Annotated in this window: 16 protein-coding genes; 3 read left to right on the plus strand and 13 right to left on the minus strand. The window is 59.2% G+C overall.

From position 1 onward, the window contains the following. Nucleotides 1–10: 10 nt before the first annotated feature. From FBZ93_RS36800 to FBZ93_RS36855, 11 genes are all read right to left on the minus strand, one after another. Nucleotides 11–1126, minus strand: coding sequence for a CaiB/BaiF CoA transferase family protein (locus FBZ93_RS36800; protein ID WP_146992288.1), 1116 nt, complete (start codon nucleotides 1124–1126; stop codon nucleotides 11–13). A 141-nt stretch (nucleotides 1127–1267) separates the two neighbouring features. Beyond that, nucleotides 1268–1741 (minus strand): PaaI family thioesterase, encoded by a 474-nt coding sequence (locus FBZ93_RS36805; RefSeq protein WP_146992290.1) that lies wholly within the window; start codon nucleotides 1739–1741, stop codon nucleotides 1268–1270. A 63-nt stretch (nucleotides 1742–1804) separates the two neighbouring features. Beyond that, complete coding sequence (locus tag FBZ93_RS36810; RefSeq protein WP_146992292.1) at nucleotides 1805–2674, minus strand: SDR family oxidoreductase; 870 nt, start codon at nucleotides 2672–2674, stop codon at nucleotides 1805–1807. A 40-nt stretch (nucleotides 2675–2714) separates the two neighbouring features. After that, nucleotides 2715–3884 carry an acyl-CoA dehydrogenase family protein gene (locus FBZ93_RS36815; protein WP_146992293.1) on the minus strand — a complete coding sequence of 390 codons (1170 nt, stop codon included), beginning with the start codon at nucleotides 3882–3884 and terminating at the stop codon, nucleotides 2715–2717. 166 nt (nucleotides 3885–4050) lie between these two features. Next, entirely contained in the window at nucleotides 4051–5613 is a 1563-nt protein-coding gene (locus tag FBZ93_RS36825) for a long-chain-fatty-acid--CoA ligase (protein WP_146992296.1), read from the minus strand. A 105-nt stretch (nucleotides 5614–5718) separates the two neighbouring features. Beyond that, entirely contained in the window at nucleotides 5719–6510 is a 792-nt protein-coding gene (locus tag FBZ93_RS36830; protein WP_146992298.1) for an enoyl-CoA hydratase-related protein, read from the minus strand. Nucleotides 6511–7232: 722 nt separating this feature from the next. Beyond that, nucleotides 7233–7943, minus strand: coding sequence for a GntR family transcriptional regulator (locus FBZ93_RS36835; protein WP_146992300.1), 711 nt, complete (start codon nucleotides 7941–7943; stop codon nucleotides 7233–7235). A 268-nt stretch (nucleotides 7944–8211) separates the two neighbouring features. After that, nucleotides 8212–9429, minus strand: a complete 1218-nt coding sequence (locus FBZ93_RS36840) for an NAD(P)/FAD-dependent oxidoreductase (protein WP_146992302.1) — start codon at nucleotides 9427–9429, stop codon at nucleotides 8212–8214. A 316-nt stretch (nucleotides 9430–9745) separates the two neighbouring features. Then, a complete protein-coding gene (locus FBZ93_RS36845; protein WP_146992398.1) occupies nucleotides 9746–10525 on the minus strand; it encodes an enoyl-CoA hydratase-related protein in 780 nt (259 codons plus the stop codon). Nucleotides 10526–11136: 611 nt separating this feature from the next. Then, nucleotides 11137–12006 (minus strand): fumarylacetoacetate hydrolase family protein, encoded by an 870-nt coding sequence (locus FBZ93_RS36850; RefSeq protein WP_146992304.1) that lies wholly within the window; start codon nucleotides 12004–12006, stop codon nucleotides 11137–11139. A gap of 159 nt (nucleotides 12007–12165) precedes the next feature. Continuing rightward, nucleotides 12166–13362 (minus strand): acyl-CoA dehydrogenase, encoded by a 1197-nt coding sequence (locus FBZ93_RS36855; protein WP_167529391.1) that lies wholly within the window; start codon nucleotides 13360–13362, stop codon nucleotides 12166–12168. A 283-nt stretch (nucleotides 13363–13645) separates the two neighbouring features. Between FBZ93_RS36855 and FBZ93_RS36860 the strand changes: the two genes are divergently transcribed. The 3 genes from FBZ93_RS36860 to FBZ93_RS36870 all read left to right on the plus strand — a co-directional run bounded on the left by FBZ93_RS36860 (nucleotide 13646) and on the right by FBZ93_RS36870 (nucleotide 16561). Beyond that, entirely contained in the window at nucleotides 13646–14548 is a 903-nt protein-coding gene (locus FBZ93_RS36860) for a VOC family protein (RefSeq protein ID WP_146992306.1), read from the plus strand. A gap of 71 nt (nucleotides 14549–14619) precedes the next feature. Beyond that, on the plus strand, nucleotides 14620–15501 hold the full coding sequence (locus FBZ93_RS36865) for an alpha/beta hydrolase (protein WP_146992308.1): 882 nt from the start codon (nucleotides 14620–14622) through the stop codon (nucleotides 15499–15501). A 1-nt stretch (nucleotide 15502) separates the two neighbouring features. Then, on the plus strand, nucleotides 15503–16561 hold the full coding sequence (locus FBZ93_RS36870; RefSeq protein ID WP_146992310.1) for an Ldh family oxidoreductase: 1059 nt from the start codon (nucleotides 15503–15505) through the stop codon (nucleotides 16559–16561). Between the two features lie 339 nt (nucleotides 16562–16900). Here the strand turns inward: FBZ93_RS36870 and FBZ93_RS36875 are convergent, their stop codons facing one another. Next, nucleotides 16901–18085, minus strand: coding sequence for a lipid-transfer protein (locus tag FBZ93_RS36875; RefSeq protein ID WP_146992311.1), 1185 nt, complete (start codon nucleotides 18083–18085; stop codon nucleotides 16901–16903). Between the two features lie 409 nt (nucleotides 18086–18494). After that, the gene (locus FBZ93_RS42025; protein WP_433995473.1) at nucleotides 18495–19115 is read right to left on the minus strand and encodes a flavin reductase family protein; all 621 of its coding nucleotides are present in this window, start codon (nucleotides 19113–19115) and stop codon (nucleotides 18495–18497) included. Nucleotides 19116–19141 lie beyond the last annotated feature (26 nt).

A 19141-nucleotide genomic window follows, 5' to 3' on the forward strand; every position in this document is an offset into this window, starting at 1 on the left:
GCTCAGACCGTCAGGTTGAAGCGTCTTCCCAGCGCGCTAACGCGTCCGCCAGGGCAATGTTGCCGGCCGTCTCCGGTAGCGGCGCTGGATAGTCAAAGCGCGGCGCTGGCGCAGGTTGCATTACTCCATTGCCCATCCTGAAAGTTCGCCGTTCAACGAGGTGCGGGTGAAGAGCTGCCTCAGCCAGCGTCAATACCGGCGACACACAAGCGTCCGTTGCGGAAAAATGCGCCTCCCATTCGTCACGCGTACGACTGCGGAAAGCCTTGGCCAATTCTGCGCGGATGCGTGGCCACCCCTCCTTGTCGGTGCGCCGCGGCAACTCATCGGGATTGATTCTGAGCCCGCTCAATAGAACCAACCAGAATGGTTCCTCAACCGCTCCCACTGCGACATAACGGCCGTCGGCGGTCTCGTAGGTATCGTACCAAGGCGCCCCGCCGTCGAGAAAGTTCGTGCCGCGCGTCTCGCTCCATTTGCCGAATGCCGCCAAACCGTAGAAAAGCGTCATCAAGCTGGCTGAGCCGTCCACCATAGCAGCATCAACGACCTGCCCTCGCCCAGACCTGCGAGCCTCCAGAAGCGCAGCTAACACGCCCATGGCTAGGAAAAGCGCCCCCCCGCCGTAGTCGCCTACGAGATTGAGGGGCGGCACTGGCCTTTCACCTGGCCTCCCGATCGTGCTCAACGCTCCCGAGAGCGCGATGTAGTTGATGTCATGGCCGGCCGTGTGGCTGAGCGGTCCATTTTGCCCCCAACCTGTCATGCGGCCATAGACAAGTCGGGGATTGGCAGCTGCAAGATCCTTAGGCCCGATGCCAAGCCGCTCCATTGCACCTGGGCGGGATCCCTCGAGGAAAATGTCGGCGCTCGCCGCGAGGCGACGCACGAAGGCGACCCCATCGGGCGCCTTCAAATCCACGTCGACAGATGGCCGTCCCTGCCTAGTGATGTCGATCCCCGCGAGCGGATCGGAAGCCTTCGGTCGCGCGACGTGGACGACATCAGCCCCCATTCCGACGAGAAGCAGTGCGCAATAAGGAACTGGACCGAGAGCATCCATCTCTATCACTCGCACGCCCGCCAGCGGTCCACGCGGTGGCACATTGGTGTCGTCGGCGTCCATTGCAGGCCCCCTTGTACTCCGCATCGTCGCCTCCGTACCGTGCCGCGCCCGATATGCACGGTTTCTGCGCCGCGACGTCTTGCGTAACGGCATCGTAAGCCGATCGAGCGCTGCCGGCTCCTGAGGCGATAGCAGTTCGCGTTAGCCCCCGACGATGCTCGACCAATCTGTGATATGCTCAGATTTAGGCTTCACAGATCGAGATATCTTGGACGTGCTCGAAGCCGTGGCTAGCAGCGCTCCTCTTTCATCGTGCAGCTGCGCCTCGGCAAAGCAAATCGAAGTACCCTTGCTGATGACCTTTCCAGTGCCGAGGATCTTGCCGACCTTAGCAGGCGATATGAAATTGACTTTGAGCTCCAGCGAAGGAGCGAACTCGCCGGCTGCCAGGACTGCAGCGACAGTCGGCGCCAGCGTTTCGTCGAGCATGGCTGCCAACATGCCACCGTGAATGAAGCCTGCCGGGTTGATGAACTCGGGACCCGCGCGCATCTCGACCTTAAGGATCAACTTCTCTTCATCGAAATCAAGATACTTCCAGCCAAGTAGATTCATGATCGGCGCTCTTGGAAGCCGTCCATCCAACACTTTTGCAAGAAAGCCCTCAGCATCCATTGTGTAGCCCCGAAATTTCAAAAGAACGGTAAGGAGGAGACCGGTGACGCTCAGCCCGTGTCACTAGCTGGAGTCACCAAGTAACCCCGGACGAACGGACCGATGAAATCCCTCGAATGGTTGGGATTTGGCATGTGCCTCAAGTTCCCAATCCTGGCGCACGTTGGGCGCGCCGCCGTCGACGCGGAGGCAGGCCCCCGTGATAAATGACGCCGCAGGAGATAGTAGGAAGACGATAGCTGCCGAGATCTCGGATTCTGTCCCAAACCTTTGCAACGGGATCTTCAAGGGACGTTTGAGAATGGCGGGCTTGACGTCGGGCGGATATGTGTCGAGACCGCTCGAAGCAAACACGCCAGGCGCCACAGCATTCACGCGCACCCCGGATGATGCCCACTCGCATGCGGCGGTCTCGGTGATATTCAAGACACCCGCGCGTGCCGCTCCGGAATGGCCGTAAATCGGCCAACCATGCCAAATGTCAGCGATAATATTGACGATCGATCCGCCATGATTCTGCATTGAACGATTGTAGACCTCTCGCGAGATGATGAACGTCCCGGTGAGATTGTTTCTTACAACCGCCTCGAATCCCTTGGTGGTGATTTGCGCAAGTCGAGAACGATACTGACCACCTGCGTTATTGACCAATCCGTCAATTTTTCCGCAGCTGGAAAGCACGGAATCGACCGTTGCACTCACGGCGGACTCGTCACGGATATCGCAGACGTGCGCCGTGGCCATCCCACCATCTTCTTCAATCTCCGCTCTGACAAGCTCAAGCTTCTCCGCGTTGCGTCCCAGCAAGGCGACCGTCGCCCCCAACGAGGCAAGCTCATGTGCCGTGCATCGCCCGAGTCCGCTGCCTCCTCCGGTTACAATGACAACCTTCCCAGCAAACAGGCCTTCGCGAAATACGGAGCGATAAGTCAAGATGAGACTCCTGAACAGTGGTCAGCAGATCGCCGGGGAATCATTTGCGAGCATCGGCTGGAGCGCTCGCCGGCAATGCCCCCAGCCGTTCGCGGCTCACGATGAGCTTCATGATCCCGGCAGTTCCGTCACCGATTTCAAAACCCATAACGTCCCTCAGTCGCTGCTGATGAGGCAACTCTTTCGAATAGCCGTAGTGTCCGCACGTCAAAAGGCACTGATGAATGGTTTCGAATGCGGTCTTGGGACCCAGCCATTTGACCATGGCCGCCTCGGCGGTATGAGGCAAACCGGCGTCCCTGAGCTCGAGAACGTGGTACGACAGCTGCCTCACAGACTGGATCATTGCATCGGCTTCGGCCAACGGGAATGTTATGCCTTGCATTTGAGACAACGGCCCGCCGAAGGCGTGTCGTTGCTGGGTATAAGCCCATGCGTCGTCGAGCGACGCCTGCGCGGCTCCGATACATAACAGCGCGATGATCGCCCTGCTGTAGTCGAAGCCAATCATAACTTGCGCGAACCCTTTGCCTTCGTCGCCGAGACGATGGCGTCGAGGCACTCTCACGTCGTCGAAGAAAAGTGAGCCGCGACCGCAGATCCGACCACCGACGTCGTCGATGCCGGTTCGCGACAATCCTGCCGCATCTCCTGGGACGAAGATCGCGGTAATGCCCCTGGCCTTTTCAGCAGCTTCGCCGGTTCTGGCCAGCACAACGAAGCCATCCGCTTCGGTGGCAAAGGTGATAGATGTCTTTTCGCCCCGCAGAACATAATCGTCGCCATCGATCCGAGCGCGAAGTTTCAGGTTCGCGGCGTCTGATCCGGTTGCAGGCTCGGTAATCCCAAGGCCAACAATAGCTTCACCCGCGACCATCTTCGGGACCCAGTGGCGCGCGAGTTCTGAGTTCGAGCTGCGCGATAAGATCGTCCCCAAAAGTGAGGTGCTCAGCAATATGCCGGTGCCCACATTGAAGTCGCCACGAGCGATCTCTTCGGCAATGATGCCGGCAGTCACGCTTGGGGCGCCCGAGCCGCCATACTCCTCTGGCAATTCGCACCCCAAAAAGCCGAGCTTGCCCATCTCCTGCGCGATGGAGCGGTCAAGAACTCCCGATTTGTCGTGCTCCTGATAACGTCCCCGCAGTTCATGGGCCGCGAACCTGCGCGCCAGATCACGCACTGCAAGTTGATCGTCCGTCATCAGCATTTCATTTCTCCCATCTCCGCTGCCAGTGGCAAACAGCACCTAGAATGCGGACCCGGCCAACAACGTCATTCGGGTCATACCGAACGCTTACGATCGAGCCTCGCCACCTGACAAGGGGATGGTACACTGCAGGCTCGACGGCCGCGTCCAACGGATGCGACGGCGGTCATACAGCCCCAAGTCGGCCCTCGCAAAGTTGGTCGCGTAAAGATCGTTTGAGAACCTTTCCTGCTCCATTCTGAGGTAATGAAGTGGTAAAGTGAATTTCCTTGGGAACTTTGAAGCCCGCGATGAGCGTGCGGCAATGCGCCATCAGTTCGTCAGCGTCTGCCGTGGCACTCTCCCGGAGCACGACTACCGCAGCAACCCTCTCACCCCAGCGCGGGTCAGGAACACCGACCACTGCCGCAACACTCACGGCCGCGTGCTGCAAGAGCGCTTGCTCAACCTCCGCCGAGTAGACATTCTCGGCACCTGTTACGATCATGTCTTTGACGCGATCGACGACGTAGTACAAACCGTCAGCGTCTTTATATCCAGCGTCGCCGCTACGATACCAACCGCCACCTACGACCTCTGCTGTCGCCTCAGACTTTCCCCAATACCCCTCGAAAAGCCCGGGAGTGCGGATGACAAATTCTCCGACAGTGCCGGGCGGTACTTCCTGCCCATCGGGGTCCAGCACCTTGATTTCGATTAAAGGAAGCGGGGTGCCGCAGGACTTTAGCTTGGCTTCGTCTTTGAGATCATGCTGCTCGGGCCTAAGGATGGTCACCGCCCCTGTGGTCTCGGTGGCTCCGTAGCCTTGAAGAAACTCGCAATTCATTTCGACGAGAGCGCGCTTCAGCAGCTCTTTGCCGATCGAGGAACCACCGTAGACCACGCGCCGCAACGACGCAAAAGCGGACGATTTGGCGTCCGGATGATCGAGCAGCATTTGAATCGCGGTCGGCACCAATGCGGTCACCGTCGGCCGGTGCGCCTCGAGCGCGCTCAGCATCTGCCCGACATCCAGTTGGGGCAAGATCGAAACTGAGCAGCCGTGGTACAGCGCCTGCATGGGGATATCGATGCCAAAGAAATGAAAGTTTGGCATGACGGTAAGCACGATATCGTCCGGCCGCAACTGGAAGGCCGGCTCCAAATGGTCGCATAGCCGCCGGAAGTTGAAGCATTGATGGCTGAGTTGCACCCCCTTCGGCTTTCCAGTCGTCCCCGACGTATAAATCAGAAGCGCAGTATCCTGGGGCGCGATTTCAAAGTTAGGCCTGACCTCTGGATCCGAGGCCCACGCCTCTAACGAGAACGAACCACGCGAAGCAGGATCGAATGTAACGACCTCGAATTGCTGCCGTGTGCCTGCCCGCACGCGAGCGAGCGTCTCTGAGAATTGAGACTCGACGAAGACGAGCGGAGCTCCCGCATCCTCGATGATTGCAGCCAATTCTGCATCAGACAGTCGCCAATTGAGCGGAAGCAGGGCGCACCCCGCGCTCGCGACTCCGAAGAACAGCTCCCAAAATTCGAGAGAGTTTTTCCCGATAAAGGCGACATTCGCCGCCTTCGGGACCCGCCGCATTAACGCTGCAGCGATCCTGTCAGTCGACGCTTCAAGATCCGCAAATGACCTCTTGGCGTCTCCCTCGATCAGCGCCGCCTTCTCGGGCTGACGTCGAGCATGGTACCGCACAACGTCGGAAACGCTCTTTGCTTCGGGGTAAAGCCACATACCAACCTCTCGCAAAGCGAGCCAATCGCACTCATTTCGAAAGGTAAGCGAACCCGGGAGTTCGCTTACCGATTTGACCTACGCGGACAAAGCGCAATGCGCGCCTTAAGTCACATACTTCTTGAAGTCCGGCTTGCGCTTCTCATTGAATGCATGCACCCCCTCCTTCGCCTCCTCGCTCTGGAAGTACTGCTTCAGCGATAGGGTTCCGAGCAAATTGATGCTGCGGATATTCTCCGTATCGGCATTGAACGACCGCTTAGCCATAAGCAGCGCGGTCGGGCTCATGGCGTCGATTTCCAGACACCACTGGTCGATCTCCGCATCAAGCTGGTCCGACGGAACCACCTTGTTGACGAGCCCCATCTCGTAAGCCTGGGCCGCGCTATAGCGTCGGCACAAGAACCACATTTCCCGCGCACGCTTTTCGCCAATATGCCGCGCGAGATAGGCGGTACCCCAGCCGGGATCGACGGACCCAACGCGAGGACCGACCTGGCCAAAAACGCCCTTGTCAGACGCGATCGTGAGATCGCACATCGACGCCAAGACGTGACCGCCGCCAATCGCAAAGCCTTGCACTCGCGCGATACTTACCTTGCGGAGGTCGCGCAGCGCGGTTTGCAACTCCTCCATGCGCATGCCTGTGAGGCCGCGCGAGCTATATTTGCCATCATCTCTGTGATGGGCCTTCTGGTCTCCGCCCGTGCAGAACGCCTTCTCGCCAGCGCCGGCAAGCACCAGGGCATTGACAGAAGACTCGTCGTTCGCGCGCTCAAACGCGTGCAACAACTCCTCGACGGTCTCCGGGCGGAAGGCGTTATAGACCTCCGGACGGTTGATCGTCACTCGCACGGCGCTATCACGCACCTCGTATTGGATGTCCGTGTACGTCATGTTTCAAACCTCCCTGTTCGGTAGCCGCTTCCTCGGCAGTCCCCCGACCGGCGTCGGCCACAATGCGACTCCCGTCCGTCCATCTCGGGTATCCCACGATTTTCGAAATTGCAAGATTTTTTTGAACGAATCTCACCCTGCGCCAATGGCCAAAAGCCGTGGGGCAGGATACGAAGAATTGCACTAACCCAAGGAAAAATAATAAGAACTTAGACCGCCATCGCGCGTCCGAACCCAACTCGAATCCGCTTCAGCGGCAAAATATTAATTTCGAAAATGCTCTGACAATCCTTCAAACTTCGCGTTGAGAGGCCAAAACCACGCGACCGTGTGGCGCGAACCGCGAGGCGCCATTGCTTGTCGATTGGATAACACGGCGGTCAGGGACCGCACATTTGCCCGGCAACGGGCCGCGCGCCGGCCAGATCTCGAGACGGCGATCGCAGCCGAGTGCGCCGCGACCGGGGCCGGTCGACTAAACAGTGCTCCGGTGATCGGGCGCTTGAACATCGATGGCGACAACATGCCGGCTTCTTCCAGCGGAGGGCACCAACCTCTGCGGGTCGAAACGGGATCAGAGCCGCGATCAAAGGCTGACGGAGGCGGGCGTCATGAACTTCATGAAGTCGGCGAACGATGGCGTGGAAGTTGCTAAAGGCAACGATCGATTGCCGTGTTGCGCATCGTGCAGCCAAGACGGCGGCTTGTTCCGGCTGTGAGGTCTATTTTTCGGCCACCCCGGTGAGAGCCTTGAGCGCATACTTCTTCACGTTTTCAGTCGTGGCCCTAATGTGCCGCTCTATCAGCATGGTTGCCTCGTCGGCATCTCGGGCAATCGCCGCCTTCATCAAGGCCTTGTGCTCGCCCGACTTGTTCCTGGGATTGGGACGGTAGGAGGCAGATAGACTTCGGAAACGTTCAGAGCGATCGAAAAGAACCGACTGAAATGAAATGAGCGTTGGAGAGGCACAGCCCGAAACGAGAGCCTGATGAAACTCTCGATGGGCCCTTCTCCACTCCACATCATGCGAAAGCTTGCCCTTCGTCCTTTCCTCTATGCGGTTCAATTGATGAAGAGCCGATATCAATCGAATCTCCCAATCATCATTACCGCGCTCGATCGCTTTGCGGAGCGCTTCCTTTTCCACTAGCACCCGCGCTTCCGTTATGTCGACCAACTCTTCGAGGGTCGCAGGAGCAACATGGAAGCCACGCTGCTGCTCGTTAATGACAAACCCGTCCGAGACGAGCGTCATTAGCGCTTCGCGTAGAGTGGAAAAACTCACTCCGAATCGGCTACGAAGATCTTCAAATTTGAGCGACTCGCCCGGCTTTAGCCTGCAAGTAATGATCTCTTCGCGAAAGCGATGGGCTACATCGGCAGCGACAGTTTTACCGAATTCCTTCCGCAAACCGAGCGTGTGCACATTCATGGCGTTTTGATCCGAGTCATTCAATTTCGAAAATTAGCGCTTATCGGATTAAAAAACAAGAGCTCGGAAGTGCGGTACTACCTGTAGGTAGTGTGGCGAGCGATCCGTAACGATGCGAGCTGCGCTCTGCGCGCGTATTGCCGAAGCGCGATAGAGACTTCAGGGCAAACTCGTCCTGGGCCGGTCCCGCCCGCAGCTCCGGCGTCTTGGGGCATCTGCCAAGAACCAGGCGCGCACCGTCCCATAGATACTGGTCCGTCCCTCTCTATTAGGTCAGCGCGCTCTTGAGATCGAAGCTCGCATCCCCCGCCTGCTCCGGCGTGATCGAGGCGCCGGCGCCGAGCAACCTGCGGCCGAACATGTGATCGCCGGCGCGATTGACCGACTCGATGCCGAGCAATTTGTCGCCGCGATAGCAGAACGCCGAAAACGCGCCCTGCGCGCGATCGCCGCGCACCACGACGCGGTCGTAGCCGGTGGTGAGCCCCGCGATCTGCAGCTTGTCGGGACCCTGGTCGCTCCAGAACCACGGCAGGCCGTCATAGACCTCGGTGTTGCCGGTCAGCCGGGCCGCCACGCAGCGCGCATGGTCGGTCGCGTTCTGCACCGATTCCAGCCGCAGCGATCCGCGGAAGCGCTTGCTGGTGTAGAGCGCGCAATCGCCGATCGCGGAGACGTTGGGATCGGCGGTCAGAAGATGCTCGTCGACGATGATACCGGATGCGACCCGGAGCCCTGCCTCCGCGGCGAGCTCGACATTCGGCAGCACGCCGACGCCGACCACGACGAGATCGGCCGGGATATGCGTGCCGTTGCTCAGGCTGACGCCGGTGACCTTGGCGCCATCGGCCTCGATCGCGATGACCTGCACGCCGAGATGGATCCGGATGCCGGCCGCAGCGTGGCGCGACTGCGAGAACTCGGAAATCTCCGCGGTCACCGCGCGCGCCATCACGCGGGAGGCGAGCTCGACCACATCGACCTCGAGCCCCTTGGCCCGCGCAGTTGCGGCGAATTCGAGCCCGATGAAGCCCGCGCCGATCACCACGACCCGCATGCCGGGCGCGATCAAATCGCGCAGCGCCTGGCTCTCGTCGAGGATGCGCAAATAGCGGACTGCATCAAGCTTCGCGTTCGGAATATCCAGCAGCCGGTTCCGCGCGCCGGTCGCGAACACCAGATGGCCGTAGCCGAGCAACGCGCCGGAAGCGAGCGCCACTTTCCGCGCCTTGCGGTCGATCGCGTGCGCCCGATCGGTGATCAGCTCGATCTTGTTGTCCTGGTAGAACTTGTCGGGCCGGAACATCAGGGTCTCGGGCCCGCCGGTGCCCTTCAGATAGGCCTTCGACAGCGGCGGCCGCTGGTAGGGCAAATGGCCTTCGTCATTGAGCAGGGCGATGCGCTCAGAAAAGCCTGCCTGGCGCAGCGACGCCGCGAGCTGGAAGCCGGCGTGGCCGGCGCCAACGATGACGACCGAGCCTGTCATCGGAACAACTCACATACACACGCGCAGGAGTGACCCATGCCGTTTTTTCTCCATCGATACTGGCTTGCCCCAGCCCCACGGGGCTTATATCTGCATCCGAAGCGGGCACACTTTTGCCACCTCGCAGGGGCCCGATGCAAAGCGGGTCCGCACTCGATCAGGCCGCGTGGCGCCGTCCCTTAGACAACACGGTTGCACGGCCTCGACTGACGAACCAAGCCCCTTTCCCAATCAAGTAGCCCCCCTGCACGACACGCGGCAGGGAGGATACGATTCGCTTCGGTGCCGCGCCTTTCGTCGTACTTCATGTCGGGATCTACCTGCCCTGCCACTTCGGTGCACGCTTCTCTGAAAACGCCAGAGGCCCCTCGATGGCATCTTGCGAAGCGAACATCGCCTCTATTGCTGGATAACGATCCTGATCCGTCAGCGCCTGCTCGAGCGACACGGAAAGCCCCTTCGCGACGGCCTGCTTCGAAGCACGAATCGACATCGGAGAGTTTTTGCAGATTGTCTCGGCCCATCGTTGGGCCGCGGCTAAGGCCTCGCCCTGCGGCACCACTTCGTTGACGAAGCCTAGATCGTACCCCTCCCTGGCGTTGACGTGGCGTCCCGTCAAGATCATTCCCAAAGCTCGTTTCTGCCCGATCTGTCGCGGCAGCCGGTGTAGACCACCCGCAAGCGCAGCGAGTCCCACACGGGGCTCGGGTAGCCCGAAAGTGCCATTCTCGGCGGCGATTATCAGATCGCAGGCAAGCGCGATTTCAAAGCCCCCTCCCATTGCAAGGCCATTGACAGCGGCGATGATGGGCTTGTCGCAGTCAAATCGAGCTGTGATTCCACCAAAGCCTCCCTTCCCCCACGCTTGGCTCTCGCCGGCCGCGCGCGCTTTCAGATCGTCACCAGCGCAGAACGCTTTGTCGCCCGCACCGGTGACGATCGCAACCCATTGCTCAGGATCCACGGCGAATTGGTCGAACACCTTGCTGAGTTCAATATGCGCCTCACTATGCAGGGCATTGTGCCGTTCAGGGCGCGACATCGTCACAATAGTGATTGGGCCCTTACGTTCTACATTGGAAAATTTTAAGCTCATATTTTGCTCCCGAAGACCTTTGATCATCATCTCGTTTGCGCAACGACGAAGCCCTGCCCAACTATTGAACCGGGCGCGAGCAGACGCGCCCGCTTTCGGCGCAGCAAGGACTACGACATCGACCGATCCACCATCGACGATTCGCTGATTATTTCGAAATTTTTATTGATTTCGAAAATCTCGTCCGGTACCTTATTCAGGTCCGGCCGCAGCTTCAAGGGCGCATTCGCGAGTTGGCTGTACGAGACGAGCTAGCGCTGCGAAGGGGGTGCGGCATAGCTCGCCGACAATTCCGGAATTTGCCTAGCGAAGCTGCGACCGAGACACCTATTTGATTGGCGACGTTACCTCCCGAGACTAGGCCGGGGTCTCTCTATCCGAGACCCCGGCTCTTTTTTCGAAGCAAAACACCAGGTGTGAAGACCGGCGCTCGACGGAGCCGCGCTGGATCTGTGCAGCTCCCGTGCTCTTCAATTCGAAGCGAAAGCTGAAGCAATTGATCCTTCCGTTCGCGGGAGCGCAAACGTCCTGCAGTCCTGCTTCAACCCGTTCGTGCCATCTCAACCCGAGTGATCTCACCGCACCCCACACGGGCGAGCCCGGCCATGAGCCTATCCGTCCGTTTCTTGCGCGACCGGATTGCTCAGCGTTCCGATATTTTCGATCTGCACGTCCACCAGATCGCCAGGCTTTAGGAACACCGGCGGCTTGCGTGCTGCGCCAACGCCCGCTGGAGTTCCCGTCACAATCACGTCGCCAGGCACCAGATCGAAGATGGTCGAGCAATATTCGATGAGGTGCGGAATTGGAAAGATCAGCAATGATGTGTTGGCAGATTGCATGACGGCGCCATTAACGCGCGTTTCGATCTTCAACTTTGAAGGATCCCCAATCTCATCAGGCGTAACCAACCAGGGCCCAAATGGACCAGTGCCGACGAAATTCTTGCCGGAGGCGATTTGCTGGGCGTGACGCTGCCAGTCGCGCACGCTCACGTCGTTGAAGATCGAATACCCTGCGATGTGGCTCCATGCATCGGCACGGCTTATGTGTCGTCCGGACTTGCCGATGATTACCGCAAGCTCGCCTTCCCAGTCGAGATCGAGTGAAACCTTCGGACGGACAATTGGCTGGTTATGCCCGACTTGGGAACGCCAGACGCGCAGAAAAATCGGCGGATAGCCCGTGATCTCGCGCTGGATTCCAGAGGCCAGTGACTCGTTATGATGATCTAGATAGTTGCGCACGGCGCAGACGATTTTCTCAGGCCGCGGAATGACCGGAAGGAAAGAAACGTCGGACAGCTTTGGGCCAGGCCGCTGAGCTGCCACGATGGCATCGCGCCGGGCAAAGTCGGAGCTGGCAATGAAATCGGCCAGCGTCGGATAGTTTGGAAGAGCCCGACTCAGATCGACGATGTCCTCCCCTGAAACGGCCCCCCACCCCTCTTTTCCGCCTTCGGAAAACGACAGCAACCTCATATCGAAGTGTCCTTTCTGGTGCATTTTTCGAGGAGCGGGATTGCCTCTACAAAGCAATCGCACTCAAGGGCAGACGTCCGCATGCCTGATCGGTTTCTGAACGAGCTAGTTAAGACGCTATTCTCTCCAGGCTTCGCCAGTTCACCGCAGGGAGCCCTGTCAGAAAAAGGCCTGCAACCCCGTCTGGGCGCGCCCGAGGATCAGGGCGTGAACATCGTGCGCGCCTTCGTACGTATTGACTGTTTCGAGATTCAGCATGTGCCGCATCACGGGGAAGTCGTCTGAGATGCCGTTGCCCCCATGCATGTCGCGCGCCATCCGCGCAATATCGAGTGCCTTTCCGCAATTGTTTCGTTTGATCAAGCTGATTGCCTCGGGAGCCATTTGTCCGCTGTCGAACAGCCGGCCCACGCGCAGGGCCGCCTGAAGGCCGAGCGTGATTTCGGTTTGCATGTCCGCCAATTTCTTCTGATAAAGCTGGGTATTGGCGAGCGGACGCCCGAACTGCCTGCGATCCAGGCCATACTGACGCGCGGCGTGCCAGCAGGTCTCCGCAGCGCCCATGGCTCCCCAGGCAATGCCATAACGAGCTCTGTTCAGGCAACCGAACGGGCCCGACAAGCCCTGAGCACCGGGCAACAGCGCGTCCTCGCCAAGTTCTACATTGTCCATCACGATTTCACCGGTTATCGAGGCGCGCAGCGATAGCTTGCCCTCGATTTTCGGAGCCGACAGCCCAGCGGTCCCCTTGTCCAGGAGGAAGCCACGGATCTGTCCTTCATGAGCATCTGACTTTGCCCATACGAGGAAGACATGGGCAATCGGCGCGTTGGTGATCCACATTTTCGTGCCGATCAGCCGGTATCCACCAGCAATCTTGACGGCTCGTGTTTTCATTCCACCTGGATCAGAGCCGGCATCAGGCTCAGTTAGACCGAAACACCCGATCCACTCGCCAGCCGCCAGTTTCGGAAGATACTTCGACCGTTGCGCCTCCGTGCCGTACTCACAAATCGGGTACATCACCAAGGATGATTGCACGGACATCATCGAGCGGTAGCCGCTATCGACCCGTTCAACCTCACGGGCAATAAGGCCGTAGGCCACATAGCTGGCGCCGATGCCCCCATAAGTCTCCGGCGTGGTCGCACCGAGCAGACCCAGCGAGCCCATCTCTTGAAATATAGCGGGATCAGTTCGCTCATCGCGAAACGCTTGGCGGATCCGCGGAACCAGGCGCCCCTGCGCGTAAGCACGTGCAGTGTCGCGGATCATACGCTCGTCCTCGGCCAACTGCTCCTCAATGAGGAGCGGATCATGCCAAACGAAGGAAGTCTGGCCGTTCACGTTTGCCATACTGCTTTCTCATGGTGGTTCAAATTGAACGCGCAAGTCGCTTCGGCTGCGGATTTCAGCCCCATCACCCGCTACAGGTATTTTCGAAAAAATGCAAATGGCCAGTTCCACCAGTGAGCCATAAGGATCGTTGAAGATCGTCAAATCCTCGATTTTTGCACTCGTTATGGTACTTCAACGGCCTATTCGTCACTAAAGCCCACCAAATTATTTTCGAAAATAGTTGCCCTCGGCGCGCCAGTTCGGTACAGGAAAACTGACATAGGAACATCGGGAGAGCACAATGACGCATCTTGTGCACGCAATCGGGCACTTAAAGATCAACACAACCGTCACCGAAGCCGCCGTAAGGGAAGCAACCGAAATACTGGGGCTCCACGTCACCCATTCTGACGAAAAACAGGTCTGGTTGAGCTCGAACGGACGCGCTGCGGAGTTGGTCTTGTTACGCGCCAACGAAAACTCAACGCATACGATCGGATTGGAGGCGCTGACACGCGATGCCGTGCGGGAAGCAGCATCGAGGGTCGAAGCGGCTGGATGCCGAATCCTCTCAAGCGAGCCGAGCCTTGACTGTATGGCCGCTGGCGTCACCTTTGCCACCCCAGATGGGTTGCGGTTCGAGATTCACACGCCGGTTCGCGATGTTATCTACAACAGGCGCCATGCGACGACAGGGGTTGGCGCCAGCCGCATGGATCACATCAACATCATTTCGCCGGATCCGGTGGCGACCCGCGCTCAGCTCGAAGTCATCGGCGGCCTAAGGCTCTCGGAGCGAATGGTGAACGAGAGTCTGAGCTGGATGTACGGTGGCAATCGTCAGCATCACATTCTCGGGCTGGTGAAGGGAAAGGTTGGCCTTCATCACTATTCGTTTGAGTTCCTCGAATTCAACCAATACCTGCGGCTCGGGGATACCTTGGATCGCTTCGACAAGCAGATGCTCTGGGGACCGGGGCGCCATCGCCCGGGCGACAACACATATGCCTACTACACGGACCCCAGCGGAGCGATGGTCGAATGCTCGGGCAGTATGGCCCTGATCGCGGATGATGCCGCGTTCACGCCCAACGTGATCACCAACCTGGCACGGCCGGGCAACGTCCGTGACATGAACGTCTGGGGGACACCTGCGCCGCTCGAATGGCGCGAGTTTCATTTTCCTTTTGCCTCAATCGATTGAGCAGCAGCCCAATCCCGCCTTCCCAAGTCGTAGCCCAACTACGGTCTCGTAATTAAGCAAGGTACCCGCTCATGCTGGAAAAGCTTTCGTTCTATTCGGATGGTCTGAAGTTATCGGCGGTCCTCCACATCCCGGAGAGCAGGAAGCCGGGTCAGCGACTTCCGGCTTTTATCGTTCTGCATGGTTTTGTGGGATCGAAGGACGAGTCGCATGCGGAAATTCAAGCGCGCATGCTCGAGCAGATGGGCTATGCGGCACTGCGTTTCGACTTTCGATGCTGCGGAGAAAGCGAAGGTGAGCGAGCGCAAGTCCGCTGCTTCGACCAGGTCGCGGATACCAAGAATGCGCTGACTTTTCTGGCCACGCGCGAGGAGATCGATCCCGAACGCATCGGTGTTGTTGGCCATAGCTTTGGCGCGGCGGTCGCGGTGTACACCGCTGGCGTGGACAGCCGCTTCGCCTGCGTTATTTCGTCCTGCGGCTGGGGCGATGGCGAACGCAAGTTCCGGGGGCAGCACCCTACGCCTGACGCTTGGGAAAAGTTTGCGGGGCTTCTCGATAGCGGACGCAAACACAAGCGAGAGACAGGCGAGAGTATGTGGATTTCCCGCTTCGATGCGGTTCCGATTCCCGAGGCGCTGCGCAAGAACCTTTCTCCGAAAGCGATCATGGAAATTCCAGTAGAGACTGCATGGAGTATGTACAACTTCCGCGCCGATGACGTCGTCGCCAACATCGCACCGCGTCCGATCCTGTTTCTCCACACGGCCAACGATGTCATCACTCCAACTGAGCAATCGATCCGCATGTTTGAGAAAGCCGGTAATCCGGCCGAACTCGTTCTGATTACCGGTACATCTCATTTTCCTCTCGCGGAGAAAGATGCGCCGCGAACAAAGTCCATCATCAAGGGATGGCTCGAAAAATTCTTCCCGTCTCCGCTGGGAGCCTAGGATGGGCGCGGCGTCCTCGACCAAGAAGAATATCGCACACTCGGACTTGCTTGCATTCGCCGCCGCGCTCCTCAAGGCCGGTGGTTTTGCGGCGCATCAGGCAGACCAGACGGCTGAAATCCTGGTCTGGGCCAATTTGCGCGGCATCGACTCACATGGAGTTCTGCGCATCCCGCGTTATGTCGAAATGGTGGAGCTCGGCCTGATCAATCCATCCGCAGAGATCTCCGAGGTAACCTCCAAGGGAGCAATGTGCGTGGTCGACGCGGATTGTTCTCCCGGCGCAGTAGCGATGAACTACGCTACGCGGATGGCCCTGCTCCGGGCGGATGATCACGGCCTTGGCTGGTGCTCCGTGCGCGGGATGACCCATGCAGGAGCCATTGGTTTCTATGCCGAAAGGATCGCCAAACAGGGCCGCGTTGCAATCGTCATGACGGCATCGAAGCCGCTAATGGTTTATTTCGGCTCCAGAGCTGAAGGCGTGTCGACCAATCCGCTCGCGATCGCAGCCCCCACCCTCGATCCCAACCGCCCTCTTCTCCTTGATATGTCGACCGCAGCGGTCGCACTCGGAAAGATTATGGCCGCCAAGGACGCCGGCGTCGCCATTCCACCGGGCTGGGGGGTCGATCAGACTGGACAGGAAACGACAGATCCAGCGAAGGTCAAGGCTGTTCTACCCATGGCCGGTCCGAAGGGTTCGGGCCTGTCACTCATGATCGAGGTCCTTGCCAGCGTATTATCCGGCAATCCGCTCGTCGCCGCGGCCCTGAACCGGGGTGGCGATCCTGGAGCAAACGGATTGGTTGTCGCGCTCGATCCGACAGCCTTCTGCTCCGACACTTCGTTCGCGGGGAGCGTTAGCGAGCTGTGCGAGGCGATCAAGAAGCTGCCCCCGGCGGTCGACACTGAAGGACTTTATCTTCCAGGCGAACGAGGCTTTAACGAGATGGAACGCCGACTGCGTTCGGGAATTCCGGTACCCGCAGGAACCCTATCCAGGTTGGCGGCGCTTGCTTCAAAGCTCGGCATAAGCGTTGCGCAAGCGCTCCAATAGTCGGTGGCAGCCTGCCCGCGTGCGCCCATCGGCATACGCGTTTCGACTGCGTTTGACGATTTTGCTCCCCCGAGCCGCTCGAAGAGCGTTACACTGGCCTGTTGGCCTGCAATTCGGTGAGCCCGTCGCGCTCCGTTACGATTGCGGCGGGCCGACCTAAATGCTGACAATACCCCCGGTCGTGGCGATTGCGCCGACCAAGATGTGAAGATGGCTCCGCTATCGCGGAGCGGGCCTAGAAATCCCTTGAGACTTGTCGGACCAATTGCCATGCTTGGAGACGGCGGACGAGCACAATTGGAACCAGCCGCTAGATCGGAAGAGCTGAGCGCCGATCTCTCAGCCAGCACGTTCGTAAAGCGTGACGACGCAGGCGCCGCCGAGACCGAGATTGTGCTGTAGTCCGATCCGGGCGTCCTCGACCTGCGTCGCCTCGGCAGTGCCACGCAGTTGCCTAGTGAGCTCGTAACATTGGGCCAGTCCAGTCGCCCCAAGAGGATGTCCCTTTGAAAGTAGCCCTCCGGAGGGGTTTGTCACGCACTTGCCGCCGTACGTATTGTCGCCATCCACGATGAACCGCTCCGCATCGCCTTCGGGGCACAGCCCGAGTGCTTCGTAGCTGATCAGCTCATTATGGGCGAAGCAGTCGTGCAGCTCGACGACGTCGACGTCGTTGGGTGCGATGCTCGCGCGTTCGTATACGTTGCAGGCGGCCGCCTTGGTCATGTCGTATCCAACCAACTTCATCATGTCTTGTGACGCAAAAGTTGATGGCGTATCGGTGGTCATGGATTGTGCGCGAATGCTGACGTCCATGCGCAGTCCGTGACGCAACGCGTACTGCTCGGAGACAAGTATCGCGGCCGCGGCACCGCATGTTGGCGGGCAGGCCATCAGGCGGGTCATCACCCCGGGCCAGATCATCATATCGCCCATGACGTCCTCGAAGGTGAGTTCCTTTCGAAACAGCGCGAGCGGATTGTTTTTGGCGTGCCGGCTTGCTTTGGCCCGGACCTTGGCGAATGTTTCCAAAGACGTGCCGTATTTCTTCATGTGACTAAGGCCGGCGCCGCCGAAATAGCGCAGGGCAATCGGTACGCCGGGCGCCTCGACCAATTTGTCGGCCAAGGCGTCAAACTCTTCGAATGGGCTCGGCCGATCCGTGAAGACTGCGCCCAGGGCGCCAGGTTTCATCTGCTCAAACCCGAGCGCCAGAATACAATCTGCGGCGCCGCTTTCCACCGCCTGGCGCGCAAGGTAAAGCGCCGTCGAGCCGGTCGAGCAATTGTTGTTGACGTTGATGACCGGGATTCCGGTCATCCCGACAGGATACACTGCGCGCTGACCTGCCGTGGAGTCGCCGTATACGTAGCCCACATATGCCTGCTGGACAGCGCCGTAGTCGAGATTGGCATCACCAAGAGCGCGGCGCGTCGCCTCGGCTCCCATCGTCGTATAAGGGTCGCTCGCGCCTGGTTTAGCGAAGGGAATCATTCCAACGCCGGCTACGTAGACTTTTGACATCGCATTCCTCCAGTGAATCCAGCTTGTTCGACAATGAGATCCCGAGCTCGGTCGTCGCGCCTCAACTCAACACTATCGATTTAGGGGCCCGGTGCGGCGGCTTGGCCTGCCGACGCTCCCCAAGCGCAGGATCAGACGCCTGCCCTCATATTGCGTCCAGCCAACGCTCTTAGCGGCCGTCCGACACATGCCGCGTAATCTTGCCAGCACCCGTAGCATCGCCATACAGCGACGTGTGGCACCGTGTGACCTTGCAGGTTACGCATTGAGCGATATGACGCCGCGTGCCGTGGCACGTTGGCAGGAATTCGAGCGATCGCCCTGGCTCCAACGGCGCTGACCCATCCCCTAGCTGGCACGCGAAACGCATTCGCGTGCACTAGCTCGATCAGCTCAAAACCCGCAGCTGCTAGGTTGTCCCGACAGCCGCCGTGGTGTGAAGCTGGTGAAAGCGGCTCCCATGAAAAATCAGTGGGCTAAGCTCGGGATGCCGCGTGGCCGAGTGCACACGGAACAGCGCGATGACATGGTCACCTGCCTCAATTTCGCTGTGCAAGGAGCAATCGACCCATGCGGTGGCGTCCGATATGAGAACCGCGTCTTCCGACGTTGCGTCCCACTGAATGCCCTGGAAACGGTCGACACTCTTGCCTGCCAATTGACGTGCGACACGGTCGTGATCCTTGGCCAGAATACTAATTCCGACCCTGGGCGCCGTTCTCAAGGCTTGCCAGGTAGTCGACGCGTTCTGGATACAAACGGAGACAAGCGGCGGCCGCAACGACACTGGGACGAACGCACTGACCGTCATTCCAACGGGGTCGCCGTTCAATATCGCGCACACGGCGATTACTCCGCTAGCGAAAGATCCATAGAGATCCCGGAGTTCTCTATCATCCGTTATGAGAGGGAGAGAGAGCACGACGCCTCCTTGACTTGGCGAGTTATGGGACCAGCATAACCGGATCAAACATACAAGTGCCGACCCAGCATTGCCATTCCGCCCTATGGAACAGCCCGCACCGGCCACAACGCCTTCGTGACCGGTACGGCCTG

Source organism: Bradyrhizobium macuxiense (assembly GCF_007993935.1).
In the GTDB taxonomy this organism is placed as follows: domain Bacteria; phylum Pseudomonadota; class Alphaproteobacteria; order Rhizobiales; family Xanthobacteraceae; genus Bradyrhizobium; species Bradyrhizobium macuxiense_A.